The 13255-nt window shown below is 69.8% G+C and carries 10 protein-coding genes; 4 read left to right on the forward strand and 6 right to left on the reverse strand.

The window, feature by feature from the left end; all coding sequences use genetic code 11:
- The first annotated feature begins 147 nt into the window (after window positions 1-147).
- From ACIQTP_RS00745 to ACIQTP_RS00755, 3 genes are all read left to right on the forward strand, one after another.
- Entirely contained in the window at window positions 148-1575 is a 1428-nt protein-coding gene (locus ACIQTP_RS00745; RefSeq protein WP_403394957.1) for a DUF445 domain-containing protein, read from the forward strand.
- A gap of 94 nt (window positions 1576-1669) precedes the next feature.
- A complete protein-coding gene (locus tag ACIQTP_RS00750; RefSeq protein WP_403394959.1) occupies window positions 1670-3163 on the forward strand; it encodes an MFS transporter in 1494 nt (497 codons plus the stop codon).
- A 166-nt stretch (window positions 3164-3329) separates the two neighbouring features.
- A complete protein-coding gene (locus tag ACIQTP_RS00755) occupies window positions 3330-3854 on the forward strand; it encodes a hypothetical protein (RefSeq protein ID WP_403394961.1) in 525 nt (174 codons plus the stop codon).
- A gap of 42 nt (window positions 3855-3896) precedes the next feature.
- Here ACIQTP_RS00755 and ACIQTP_RS00760 read toward each other — a convergent pair whose 3' ends face one another.
- The 3 genes from ACIQTP_RS00760 to ACIQTP_RS00770 all read right to left on the reverse strand — a co-directional run bounded on the left by ACIQTP_RS00760 (window position 3897) and on the right by ACIQTP_RS00770 (window position 5442).
- A complete protein-coding gene (locus ACIQTP_RS00760; RefSeq protein ID WP_403394963.1) occupies window positions 3897-4427 on the reverse strand; it encodes a levansucrase in 531 nt (176 codons plus the stop codon).
- A gap of 95 nt (window positions 4428-4522) precedes the next feature.
- Window positions 4523-4732: a hypothetical protein gene (locus ACIQTP_RS00765; protein ID WP_403394965.1), complete on the reverse strand. Its 210-nt coding sequence runs from the start codon at window positions 4730-4732 to the stop codon at window positions 4523-4525.
- Window positions 4733-4923: 191 nt separating this feature from the next.
- Window positions 4924-5442, reverse strand: coding sequence for a hypothetical protein (locus tag ACIQTP_RS00770; protein WP_403394967.1), 519 nt, complete (start codon window positions 5440-5442; stop codon window positions 4924-4926).
- A gap of 184 nt (window positions 5443-5626) precedes the next feature.
- Between ACIQTP_RS00770 and ACIQTP_RS00775 the strand changes: the two genes are divergently transcribed.
- Window positions 5627-6658 carry a GlxA family transcriptional regulator gene (locus ACIQTP_RS00775; protein WP_403394969.1) on the forward strand — a complete coding sequence of 344 codons (1032 nt, stop codon included), beginning with the start codon at window positions 5627-5629 and terminating at the stop codon, window positions 6656-6658.
- Window positions 6659-6816: 158 nt separating this feature from the next.
- Here ACIQTP_RS00775 and ACIQTP_RS00780 read toward each other — a convergent pair whose 3' ends face one another.
- The 3 genes from ACIQTP_RS00780 to ACIQTP_RS00790 form a co-directional block, all read right to left on the reverse strand.
- Entirely contained in the window at window positions 6817-7119 is a 303-nt protein-coding gene (locus ACIQTP_RS00780) for a hypothetical protein (protein ID WP_075029125.1), read from the reverse strand.
- A gap of 76 nt (window positions 7120-7195) precedes the next feature.
- Window positions 7196-11293 (reverse strand): discoidin domain-containing protein, encoded by a 4098-nt coding sequence (locus ACIQTP_RS00785; RefSeq protein ID WP_403394972.1) that lies wholly within the window; start codon window positions 11291-11293, stop codon window positions 7196-7198.
- Window positions 11294-11615: 322 nt separating this feature from the next.
- A complete protein-coding gene (locus ACIQTP_RS00790) occupies window positions 11616-12962 on the reverse strand; it encodes a DUF222 domain-containing protein (protein WP_403394974.1) in 1347 nt (448 codons plus the stop codon).
- Window positions 12963-13255 lie beyond the last annotated feature (293 nt).

The following is a 13255-nucleotide window of genomic DNA, read 5'->3' on the forward strand; positions in this document are numbered from 1 at the left end:
CCGAGATTTCCCGGAGACGGCCCCGGGATTCCCCTGAGTTCCCCCCGCCCGAACAGACGCAGGGAACTCCTGTTCCGTTCCGGGAGTCGGTCAGGAAGGGACAATGTGTACGGAGCCCTCGGACGGCGCGGCGAACGGGTGGAGTGAATGGACCGAACAGAACCGGAAGACGCGGGCGCCGAAGGGCAGCCCGCCCGGCCCGGCGCCCCGGGCAACCGCGCGACGACCGCCGTCGACCACGCCGAACGCGCGACGGCCGGCCCCGGCCGGGAGCGGCGCGCGACGACCGCACCCGGCCCGCCGAACCGCGCGATGACCTCGTTCAGCCCCGCCGACGAGGAGAAGCGCCGCGGTGTCCGCCAGATGAAGCTGACGGCCACCGGCCTGCTGCTCTTCGTCGCCCTCGTGTACGTCCTCGCGACATGGGCGTCCCACGAGGGCGCCGGCGCCTGGGCCGGCTATGTCGCGGCGGCCGCCGAGGCCGGCATGGTCGGAGCGCTCGCCGACTGGTTCGCGGTCACGGCCCTCTTCCGCCACCCGCTCGGCCTGCCCATCCCGCACACCGCGATCATCCCTACCAAGAAGGACCAGTTGGGCGTCTCGCTCGGCGAGTTCGTGGGCGAGAACTTCCTCTCCTCCGACGTCGTACGACAGCGCCTGCGCGCCGTGGGCATCGGCAGCCGTCTCGGTGCCTGGCTCGCCGAACCGGAGCACGCCGACCGGGTCACCGCGGAGCTCGCCGCCGCGCTCAGAGGCGCCCTGACCGTGCTGCGCGACTCCGACGTGCAGGCGGTGGTCGGAGAGGCGATCACCCGCCGCGCCGACGCCCAGGAGATCGCGCCCGGCATTGGGAAGATGCTCGAGAAGATCGTCGCGGACGGTGGCCACAAGCGGGTCGTGGACCTGGTCTGCATCCGCGCCCACGACTGGCTGGTGCTCCACGACGAGCAGGTCATGGACGCGGTCCAGGGCGGCGCACCCGGCTGGACCCCGCGCTTCGTCGACAAGAAGGTCGGCGAGCGGGTCTACAAGGAGCTGCTCCGCTTCGTCACCGAGATGCGCGACGCCCCCTCCCACCCGGCCCGTGGCGCCCTCGACCGCTTCCTCACCGACTTCGCCTGCGACCTCCAGTCCGACACCGACACCCGCGCGCGCGTGGAGCGCCTGAAGGGCGAGGTGCTCGGCCGCGGCGAGGTCCAGGACCTGATCGCCTCCGCCTGGACGGCCGTACGGTCCATGATCGTGTCCGCCGCCGAGGACGAGCGCAGCGAGCTGCGGCTGCGCGTGCGGGCCTCCCTGCTCTCGCTGGGCGCCCGCATGGCCACCGATCCCAAGCTCCAGGCCAAGGTCGACCGGTGGGTCGAGGGCGCCGCGGTGTACGTGGTGACGACGTACCGGACCGAGATCACGTCCCTCATCACCGACACGGTGGCCGGCTGGGACGCCGAGCACACGACCAGGAAGATCGAGGCCCACATCGGCCGTGACCTGCAGTTCATCCGGATCAACGGCACGGTGGTGGGCTCGTTGGCCGGGTTGCTGATCTATACGGTGTCGCGGATCGTGGGGGCGTAGATCCCTCTCGGGAGGGCGTGACCGCCCTCGGGCGGGCGTAGGCCGTGCTCCGGAGGGAACCCGGGCAGGCGTCGCTCGACTTGGAGGGAGCCTCATGTCCACCGTTGAGGAAAAGGGCCGGGGGGAAGGCCGGGACAAAGCCGGGGGCCGGGTCACCAGCGCAGTTCCCGCCCGTCTCGACCGCCTTCCGTGGTCACGCTGGCACTGGACCGTGGTGATCGGCCTCGGCACGGTGTGGATCCTCGACGGACTGGAAGTCACGATCGTCGGCAACATCGCCGGACGCCTCTCCGAGCCCGGCAGCGGCCTGCCGATCACATCCGCGCAGGTCACCGGCGCCGCGGCCGCCCTCTATGTCGCCGGCGCGTGCGTGGGGGCGCTGTTCTTCGGCCGCCTCACCGACCGTTTCGGCCGCAGGAAACTGTTCATGGTCACCCTGGTGGTGTATCTCGCGGCCACGGCCCTGACCGCCCTCTCCTTCGAGCCCTGGTGGTTCTTCACCTTCCGCTTCCTCACGGGCTTCGGAATCGGCGGCGAGTACGCGGCCATCAACTCGGCGATCGACGAGCTGATCCCCTCCCAGTACCGCGGCCGGGTCGACCTGATCATCAACGGCAGCTTCTGGCTGGGCGCGATCGGCGGCTCCCTGCTGTCGATCGTCGCGCTGGACACCGCCCTCTTCCCGGCGAACATCGGCTGGCGGCTGACCTTCGCCCTCGGCGTGGTCCTCGGCCTGGTCATCCTCCTCGTACGCCGCAATGTCCCGGAGAGCCCACGGTGGCTGCTGATCCACGGCAGACAGGAGGAGGCCGAACAACTGGTGGCCTCGGTGGAGGAACGGGTCCGCGCCGACCTCGGCGGCCGCGAACTGCCGCCCCCCGCCGGGGAGATCACCATCCACCAGCGCAAGACCATCGGCTTCCTCACCATCGCCCGCACGGTCCTCGCGACCTACCGCAAACGCGCCGCGCTCGGCCTCTCCCTCTTCATCGGCCAGGCGTTCCTCTACAACGCGATCACCTTCGGCTTCGGCGCGATCCTGACAAAGTTCTACGACGTTCCGGCGGGCGCCACCGGCTACTACTTCGCCGTGATCGCGTTCGGCAACTTCCTCGGCCCGCTGCTGCTCGGCAAGCTCTTCGACACGGTCGGCCGCCGCCCGATGATCTCGTCGACATACCTGCTCTCCGGGCTGCTGCTGTTCGGCACGGCCTGGCTGTTCGGCCGGGGCTCGCTGAGCGCGGTCACCCTGACGGCCTGCTGGTGCGTGGCCCTCTTCTTCGCCTCGGCGGGCGCGTCGAGCGCCTACCTCACCGTCTCCGAGATCTTCCCGATGGAGACCCGCGCGATGGCCATCGCCTTCTTCTACGCCATCGGCACGGCGGCGGGCGGCATCAGCGGACCGCTGGTCTTCGCGAACCTCACCCAGTCCGGCGTGGTCGGCGACACCGTGCTGGCCTTCCAGATCGGCGCGGGCCTGATGTGCGCGGCGGGCCTGGTCGCCGCGTTCCTGGCGGTGAACGCCGAACGGCGCTCGCTGGAGGACATCGCGTCCCCGCTGTCGGCGGCACCCGCGGACGCCGCCTGAGTACGGGAAGCTGAGCACGGGCCTGAGCACGGGAACCTGAGCACGGGCCTGAGTACGGGAACCTGCGCACGGGCCTGAGTACGGGAACCTGCGCACGGGCCTGAGTACGGGAACCTGAGTACGCGTACTCTGTCGGCCCGCCGCCCGGACGGCAACCCTCGTACGCATGACCGAGAAGCTGTTAGGCCCTCTGCGAACGCGCCCCTGGCCGGAACGCTGGCTGACGCGCGTGCTCGGCGCCGCCCTCTCCGGCGCGGCGTACCTCCTCTGCCTCCCCTGGGACCTGCGCAACCGCCCCGGGACGACCGGGTCGGTCACCGAGACGACCTCGGTGACCGTCCTCGGCGCCGTACTCCTCAGCGTGGCCCTGCTGTTCCTGGCCGCCTACCTCGGCTGCCGGGACGCGCTGGCCTGGCCGTTGCTGCTGGTGGCGGGACCGCCGGCCGCGCTGATGTACATCTCCTTCCACTCCCACCCGGAGCCCCCGGACGCGGCGGCCTGGCCGCTCACCTGGGCGTTCTTCACGCTGGTGGTCGCGGCGGGAGTGCTGATCGCGACGGCGGTGGCGAGGCGGTATCGGGCGGCGGACTGGGCGAAGTCCTCGGGCTCCGGGGGCTCCGGGGGCTCGGGGGGCTCGGGGGGCTCCGGGGACTCGTCGGACGAGGCGCTCAGCCTCGCCCGGTGGTGGTGAACACCCGGCGGGGGAGGACTCACGGACCGTTGAAGTGACGATTCACGGACCGTAGAAGTACCGCGAGCCCTTCTCGATGAAGTACGCGGCGTAGACGCGCCCGAGGGCGGGCTTGCCGCTGTACATGCCCACGTACGGGCGGGAGCTGTCGACCACGACGGGCCGTGTCATACAGGCGAACCGGACCCGCTGGCGCTCCTCCGCCCACCGCACGGCGGCCGGGTCGACACGGTCGCTGACCAGGACGGGGAAGGCGCCGACCCCGTTCTGCAGACCGACGGGCAGGCCGCCCTTGGTGGCCTTGGCGTACTTCGTCACCTGTTCGGTGAAGCCCTCGATGACGGGCACGGTGATTTCCGGAACCGCCGCGGCCACGGTGAACAGATACAGCTTCGTCGCCATCCAGCGCAGCCGGAAGTCCGATCGTCGCCCCACCAGCACGGGCACCCCGGCCCAGTCCTCCCAGCGGGTGGCGCACCCGTCGGCTGTCAGCCTGCTCTCCACGGTGGCGAGGTAGGCCGCCGGGGCCGAGGGCGTCGACGGATCCTGTGGTCCGTACACCTGTTCATGCATGAGCCGGATCCTAGGGCTGATGCTGTGGCCGTGTCGTTGTGGGTGCGGGGTGTCCCTCGGCACGCGGCTGCGGGCGCCCCGTCAAATCGTCCACATCACGCAATGGGGCTGTTGCTGTACGTGCCGCCCGAGCAGTACTGGCCGTCGTACGGTCTGCTGTTCACCGTTCCGCCGCCGTCCCGGCACTGTTCGGGGGTGACGTTGGTGTGGGGTGTGCCGGCCTGCGCGATTGGGGCGCCGGTGAGGCTGAGTCCGGCGAGGGTTGCTGTGGCGATCGCGAGTCCGAGACTTCGGTGGATACGCATGGCGCCTCCCTTCGGGATCTTCCCCCAATCGGGTTACAACAGTTGCCGGTCACGGCGCCGCCCGCGCGCACTAGTACTCCGAATGGGTGAATGGGCAGGACCGACTTGGATCGGAGGCCCGAGATATGAGGTCGCCCCCTGCCGGTCCGGGTGAGCGTCCCTGAGCCCGGTGAAGGTTCCCGGTCACCGCACTAGGCGCCGGTGGTGGACCCCGGTCGGACAATCATCAGGATCGTGACGGTGGCCCAGAGGAGGTTGAAGAGTCCGGTGAACATGGCGAGCCGGGCGGTGGCCCGCCGTCCGACACGGCTCGCTCCGGGATTCGCCGCACCTTCCCCGCCTCCCCCCACGCCTACCGCTACCTCCATGCCCTCCATGCCCTCCATGAGCGCGGTCTGCCGGGGCAGGACCAGCGCGGCGAGGACGACGGCGGCCAGAGCCGTCAGCGTGATCGAGACGATCAGCCAGGTGTCGCCGAGCACGCCCATGTTCTTGGCCGTGGCGAACCCGAACACGGGCACGGCGACGCCGACCGTCGCGTACGCACGGCAGATGCGGTGCAGCACCCGGACGGTGGAGAGGGCCTGGGCGTCTCCGGGCTCGGCGAGCGCCTTGCGCGCACTGGGCGGGAACATGCTGGCGGCGACGGTGACGGGCCCGACGGCGACTATCGCGGCGAGGACGTGCACGGCGAGAAGGAACTTGTTCACGGGCTGACGCTAGGGGCGCGCTCGATCTTGCGGAAGCGGCACTTCTGCCAGGGTCCAACGGATTCTCGCCACTCACCGCGCCGCAGGCCGGAGGCGCCCCGACGCAGCCCTACGACGCTACAGACGCCCTACGAGGCTACGAGCCCCCATTGGCCACAATCCGCTGTACGCCTACGCTCTTGCCATGCACACCGTGGCCGTACTGGCGCTCGACCAGGTCATCCCGTTCGACCTCTCCGCCCCGATCGACACCTTCGGCTGGGCCCGGCTGCCGGACGGCCGGGAGCCCTACCGGATCCGGGTCTGCTCGCCCACGGCGGACGAGGAGGTGAGCGCGGGCCCGTTCACGATCCGCGCGCCCTACGGCCTGGAGGCGCTCGCCGAGGCCGACACGATCATCCTGCCCGGCGTCGCGAACCCGGCCGCCCCGCTCCCGCCGGGCGTGACGGAGGCGCTGCGCGCGGCGGCCGCGCACGGCACCCGGATCGCCTCGATCTGCGTGGGCGCCTTCGTCTTCGCCGCCACCGGCCTGCTGGACGGGCTGCGCGCCACCACGCACTGGGTCGCGGCCGCGGACCTGGCCGCCAGGTACCCCGCCGTGACCGTCGACCCGAACGTCCTCTACGTCGACAACGGCCAGTTCCTCACCTCGGCGGGCGCGGCCGCCGCCCTCGACATGTGCCTGCACATGATCCGCCAGGACCATGGTTCGGCGGTCGCCGCGCACGCGGCCCGGATGTCGGTCATGCCGCTCGAACGGGAGGGCGGCCAGGCCCAGTTCATCATCCACGACCAGCCCCCGGTACCGGCCGGCACCACGATGGAGCCCCTCCTCGCCTGGCTGGAGGAGAACGCGGAGCGTGAGCTGACCCTGGAGGACATCGCCGCCCACGCAGGCATGAGCACCCGTACGCTCAACCGCCGCTTCCGCGACCAGACCGGCACCACACCGCTCCAGTGGCTGCACCGCGCCCGGGTCCGCCGCGCCCAGTACCTCCTGGAGACGACCACGTACCCGGTCGAACGCATCGCGACCCAGGCGGGGTTCGGCTCACCGACGGCGTTCCGGGAACGGTTCAAGCGCGTGGTGGGAACGAGCCCGCACGCATACCGCCGCGCGTTCCGGAGCACGGAACCAACCCCGGTCCCGGTCCCAACCTCAGTCCCGGTCCCGGTCCCGGTCCCGGAACCCGTGTCCGCTGCCGCGGCCTCGTAGGCCCTCAGACCCTCAAGCCCTCAGACCCTCAAGCCCTCAGACCCTCAAGCCCTCAGACCCTCAAGCCCTCAGACCCTCAAGCCCTCAGACCCTCAAGCCCTCAGACCCTGAGACTCTCAAGCCCTCCGACCCTCAGGCCCGTAGTGCTCCGTGCTCGCTCAGGCCCGCCGGTCGGCCACGGCCCACGAGGCGAGGGCCACGGCACCGGCGACGCCGAACACGGAGGGCCAGGCGCCCACCTTCTTGGCCAGCGGGTGGGACCCGGCGAAGGCGGCGACGTACGCGACGGTCAGCGCCCCCGCGGCCTTCCCGCCGGCCTGCCGCCGCCACTGCTGCGCGGCCGTGGCCCCGGCGGCGGCGAGCACCACCCCGCCGAGCTGCCGCTTCTTGGTCCACCGGGCCACGCCGTACCCGCCGATGAGCCCACCCGCGGCCACCGCCGCGGCCGGTACCTTCGCCATTACTGCCTCCCGCTCCTGCCCGCCTCTGTCGAACAAACCGAGGCTAACGCGCACGAACGGACGTCCGGCGACCGCCCTACCCCCGGGCGACCGTGCGGGGAGCGTTGTAGGCGGACACGCTGAGCGCCGGACGGTTCGACGGCAGCGCGTGAGCCGGCCAGGACAGGGTGACCGTCCGCGACTCGCCGGGCAGCAGCCAGAGGTAGTTGTCGCTGTACAGCGTCGGCAGGACGCGGTCACCGCTGTGATCGTCCAGCAGCGACAGCCGGACCATCGGGGCGAGGGCCGACCCGCGGTTCTCGACGACAGCGGTCAGCTCACGTCGGGTACCGGAGCGCGACACACGGGTGATCGAGGCCGAGAGCCTGACCCGTGGGAGGTCGTTGAGTGCCTTCATCGCGGCCGGGGTCCGATGGCGCCAGTAGGTGTTGGCCGAGAGCGTACGACCCGCGTGGTCCTCGACGGTCAGACGCAGCAGATGCAGATCGGGCAGGTCGTCGGTCCAGTCCACGGAGAAGGTGCGGGTGGTGGAGGCCGACGCGACATCGACCACGGCCTTCCTGGTCCCGCCGATCCGGCGGCCGGCGAGGTCGTGCAGCCGGGCGGTGACGGTCGCGCCCTTGACCGCCTGGCGCGTGTGGTTCACCACGAGGAGCTGCCATTTCAACGGGTCGGCCTGGACGTGCAGGGGCTCGCAGGCGGTGCGGGCACCGTAGTAGGTGCCGTTGACGTCGAAGTCGTAGTCGTAGGTCTGCCAGACGGTGCTGTGCCAGGCGGGGTGGGACATCCACAGCATGAGGCCGCTGGCGTCGTCCCACAGGTGGGCGTTCCACGCCTCGAACATGCTGCGCGCGTTCTCGTAGTTGACGAACTGCGCCTTGCGGGCGAAGTCGTCGAGATCCGTCGCGGTGTCCAGGCGCGCTTCGATCGCCGCCCGGTACTGCTGCGGAGCCTGGTTCCCGTGTTCACTCCAGTCGTGGTAGTACCACGCGCCGCCGATCGGCCACTCCTTCTCCTCTCCCACCAGGTTGCGCATGCTCTCGGCGGTGGAGACGACCGGCATGCCGATCTCGGTGTGGAATCCGAAGCTCTTGCTGCCGTAGGTCGACGGGTCGTAGTACTTCTCGGGCTCCACCCAGTTGTAGGGGCCGCCGCCGCTGATGATGCCTCCGGCGGAGTTGTTCTGGTAGAGGATGCCGGGGACCTGCTGCTCGACGGCGTCGCGCATGCCCTTGTCGATGGCGGCCGGCGGGTCGCCCTCGTTGGCGCCGCACCACACCACCACGCACGGGTGGATGCGGTAGCGCAGTACGGTGTCGCGCGCGATCGCGTTGAACGCGTCATGGTCCGGCGGGTCCATGGCCCAGGCATTGGGGAAGTCGTTCCACACCAGGATGCCGTGTTCGTCGCAACTGGCGTAGAACTCCTCGCGGTTGATGCTGCCGACCCAGTTGCGGATCATCGTGAAGTTCATGTCGCGGTGCATGCGCACCGCCGCGTCCATCCGCTCGGCCGGCATCCGCCGCAGCAGTTCGTCCCAGCCCCAGTTGCCGCCCCTGGCCAGGACCCGTACGCCGTTCACACTGATCTTCAGCGGCACCGGGCTGTTGTCCACGGACTTCACGTCCGTCCAGGTGTCACCGTCGGACGACACCTGGATGACGTAAGTCTTCGGATAGGCCTGCTCCCACAGGATGGCCACCCGGTCGAAACTCTGGGCGGAGCCGAGGTCGACCTGGATCCACTGGTGGTCCTCGTACTGCGACGACCACCGGCTGTCGGGGCTGCCGTCGGTGGCGGCCGCGGCCGGATGGTCGGACTCCTCCGTGGAGGCCGTGGCCGCCTTGTGCAGTGCCAGGTCGGTGCCCGGACGGGAGCTGTCGATCACCGACAGGGACCAGAGGGAGTTGCCCCAGCTGGTGTGGCGCACACCGCAGTTGATCCGCACGAAGCGGGCCGTGCGGGCGGTGAAGTCCTCCACCTGCAAGCTCGCCCGGTCGGTGTTGAACGGCAGCGGTACGGCGGTGTTGTCGACGGACTTCACGTCCGTCCAGGTCGAGTCGTCCGTGGACACCTGGACCACGTACGTCCGGGCGTAGGCCTGCTCCCACACGAGGTCGACGCCGTCGAAGGACTGCGGGGACCCCAGGTCCACGCGGATCCACTGATCGTCCTGGTAGGCCGAGGACCAGCGGGTGCCGGGGTCACCGTCGGTGACGTTGCCGGGGCCGTGGTCGTCGCCGTCCGTCGTGGAGGAGGTGGCGCCCGCGTGCAGGGCGAGGTCGGTGCCCGGCCTGCCGCTGTCCGTCACGGACAGGGTCCACAGGGAGCTGCCCCAGTCCGTAGCCCTGGTCAGGCACCTGACCCGCACATACCGGGCCTGCTGCCTCCCGACCTCCAGCGACTGGGTGCAGGCGTCGCCGGACGAGGTGAAGGGCAGCGGCACGTCGTACTCGTAGCCGAACTGGCGGATGCCGAAGCGGGTGGTGCGCCGGTCGCTCTCCGTCCCGTCGACCGCGGCGGCCAGGGTGAGGTCGTGAAGGTCGGGACTGCCGAGCCCGTTGGGCCACCACAGCGCGGGGTTGCGCAGCCGCAGCCGGCTGAAGGCGTCCGGAGCGAAGGTGACGTCGACGCTCCGGCCGGCCGGCACGGTGACGGCCTTGGAGACACGTATGTCGCCGAAGGAGGCGGAGACGGTCGTGGTGTGCTCGACCGAATCGGCGTTACGGACCGGGACGGTGATGGTCAGTTCGGCGACGGAGGTGTCGGGCAGCTCCGGCAGAACCGTGTCCACCCGGGGGTCGCCGATGACCACGGGCCCCGTGGACCTCAGCCGGACGTGGTTCCAGATCCCCGAGACCCGGTCCCGGACGGCGGGCATCCAGTCCCACCCCGAAGCGGCCAGATACGTGGGCGAGTTGAGGTTCATCTGGCCCGCGCCCGCGTCCACCCAGGACTCCCCGGCGGGGCCCTTGTCCCCCGGGCTGCCGGGGACGGGCATCGGCGTGATCTTCACCGCCAGCGCGTTCTGGCCCTTCTCGGCGATCCACTCCGTCACGTCATGGGCCGAGCGGGCGAACGGGTAGGTGAGCCCTCCCACCCGGTGGCCGTTGAGCCAGATGTCGGCCTGATGGTTGATGCCGTCGAACTCCAGCCAGACCCTGCGGCCATGGCCGGTGCGCAGACCGGACGGCAGGCCGAAGTCACGCTTGTACCACCAGGAATGGCGGGAGAGCGCCTCAGGGATGTGCAGATTGTTCAGTCCGGCCACCGGGTCCGGAAGCTTTCCCTGGTCGACGAGCGAGGCGAGGACCGTGCCGGGCACGGTGGCGGGCAGCCAGCCACTGGTGTCCACGGTCGGCTTCGACAGGTCGGCGCCCTCGCCGTCGGCCCAGTCGTCCAGGGTCAGCCGCCAGCCGGACTCCAGCGGCACCGTGCCGTCCGCCGCGACGGCCAGCCGGGGAGCCTCGCCGTGGTGGGTTCCCCAGTCGGTCCAGCCGGTGGCCGAGGGCCGCCGGCCACCGACGGTGCCGTACACCTCGAAACCATTCAGACCGAGCGGGTTGGGACTGGACCGCCGCTGGGCCGTCATCCGCACCCACCGCGCCGTCACGGACCGGGTCAGCGGGATGTCCACCACCCCGCCCGTACCGGAGGTCGTGCGGTACACGCTCGTCCAGGAACTGCCGTCCCTGGACGTCTCGACCACGAAGGCGAGCGCGTAACTGGACAGGATCTCCTTGCCGGTGGTGCCGTCGGCCGGGTTGCCGGTGGTGGGCGGCGTGAAAACCGGATCACTCGCGTCGGCCTCGAAGGTGAGGCGGACCCGCGTGATCCGGCAGTCGGCCTGCAGGTCGACCGAGATCCACTGCGGGTCGTCCCCCGCCGCCGCACGCCATCCGCTTCCCCGGACCCCGGGCGACGCGAGACGGTCGACCACGAACTCGCCCGGGGTCGGCGCGTAGTCCGTCGAGGAGACCTTGACGGGGCGGTAGGCGGCGAGTTCACCGGACGACGCCGCCGCGGTGAGCGCGTCACCGCGCCCGGCGGCCGTGCTCGTCGCCGGGAACAGAGCGCTCAGACCGAACCCGCCGAGAAGAGTCGAACCCGTAGTGACCACCGACCGCCGGGAAGGACCGGAAGGATCCCGCGGCGCATGTGACTGACCTGCCATGAACGTGAGTCCCATCAGAAAACAGCGCGGCCGGCGAACACGCGGGTGGCGCCGGAGCCGACATGACAACGTTGTCAGAGGTTGTGACAACGTTGCCAAAGGTTGTGACGCGCCCAAGCTCATGTCAAGACCTCGCGCACGATCACCGCGTTCTTACGACACGATCACCGTGCCCCGATGCGGTCACCACACGCAGAGCAGCAAGTCACCCTGCGGCCGAGGGAGTCATGAAGCAGATCGTGGAACCTCCGGCGTACAGCCCCAAGGTGTGGCCTCCACTGGAAGCTGCCCGCCGAACCAGCGAACCAGAACAGTTGATCACTCACTCCCGATAAACGGGCGGCGCATTCCTGTACGTATGCCCCGTGGGACTCGTCCAACTGGCAATCCCGGTATGCGGATCCCGCGTCACCCTCCATCCGCGATGGTGGGTCTTCAGCCGATGATGCCGCCGACACAACGGCTGCAGATTCTCAGGAACTGTCAGCCCACCCGCCTCAGGACGCTCGTGATCGAACGGTTCGACGTGATCGACATCGCAGCGATGCGCAGGCATCCGACAACTGGGAAAGGCGCAGTACTGGTCGCGCGCGATGACCTGCCTCTCGGCATCAGCCGTGGGCCGATAGGTGGTCGGATCGACCTTCACGAGCAGCCCACTGCCAGGATCGGTAATGAGCCTCCGCCAGATCGTCCCCGGAGCAAAAGCGATTTCACGCGCCTGCCCCGGGGTGATCGGCCCGTACCCCTTCAGCTCGGCAGGCCCGTCCTCGGCCCCCACCAGAACATCAAGAGGCACCGTGACCTGCACGACGGCAGCAGCCCGCCCCCGCACCGGAGTCGCGCCATCTCCCACCACACCATTCCGGTTGACCACAAGGTCGTACAACGCGTCGGCACGCTTCTGCGCCAGAGTCCGCCCGTCATTGTCGAACGTGGCCGCATGCGCATCGACGGCCTGTCCCATCTCGGCAGCCTGCTCAGCAGGCAGGACGGCGCCGAAGAGGGCCATCCCATCCTCTCGCGGATAGAGGACAGTCTCCCGATCTGCCTTGCGCCGCCGATGCCGCTCCTCAGCTCCGTCAGGATCGGCCTTATGAATCTGCCGACGCAACAGGGCCCGCGTCTGCCCGACGGCCAACTTCGGCATTTTCGCGACCACGACGGCCTCAACCTGCCCAGCCTTATCCGGCTCGAGAACCGCACACAATTCCGTGACGGCTTCGGCCTGCAGATGGGAGATCTCCCCACGCTTCAGCAAGTCCAGAGTCGCCGGATATCGAGCGCACAGCTGCTGCGCCACCTCGAGCCGCCGCGAAGCGGTGCCGCCGGCCAGCCGCAAGGCACAAGCCACTTCATCGCTCGCGGCATCCCACTCCCGCAGCAGCCGAGCATCGAACGCCTCACCGGCTGCGGCAGCATCGGCCCCAGAATCCGCGTAATCCCCAATGGCCGCCAACACCTCGACCTGCATCCCCTGCATCCAGGCAAGGTGCCTCTCGAACACGGCCAGGGCATCAATCCGCCCCCGCGCCGAAAGCCGCTCACCGGCCAACTCGACCAGCAACCCCAGGGTCTCCACCGAAGGCGCGCACGACCGCAATTCAGAAATCCACTCATCTGCCACCGCAGACGACACATCGACTTCGGACTCCACCGCAACAGCCACCGCGCACACCCCCGTCCCCCATGAGAGCGCCGAACCTCACCCACCCACCAACGGTCCGACCCCTTTCATTATCGCTCACGGAGAGTGATATCCCCAGCTCATCGCCGCATTTCATCCGTCAGAATGATCCATCCCGGAACCGGGAACTCCGCCTGTCACCGGCCAGTCGTCAGCCCACGCAGCGCGTCATCGCAATCGGTGCCAGGCCAAGACGACCGGCGTCCTGGTCCACCCGGACCACCCCAGACATGCTCTCGTCCCACCCACCATCAGGAAGCCGCCATACCAACCCG

The organism is Streptomyces sp. NPDC090798, assembly GCF_044768965.1.
GTDB lineage: Bacteria > Actinomycetota > Actinomycetes > Streptomycetales > Streptomycetaceae > Streptomyces.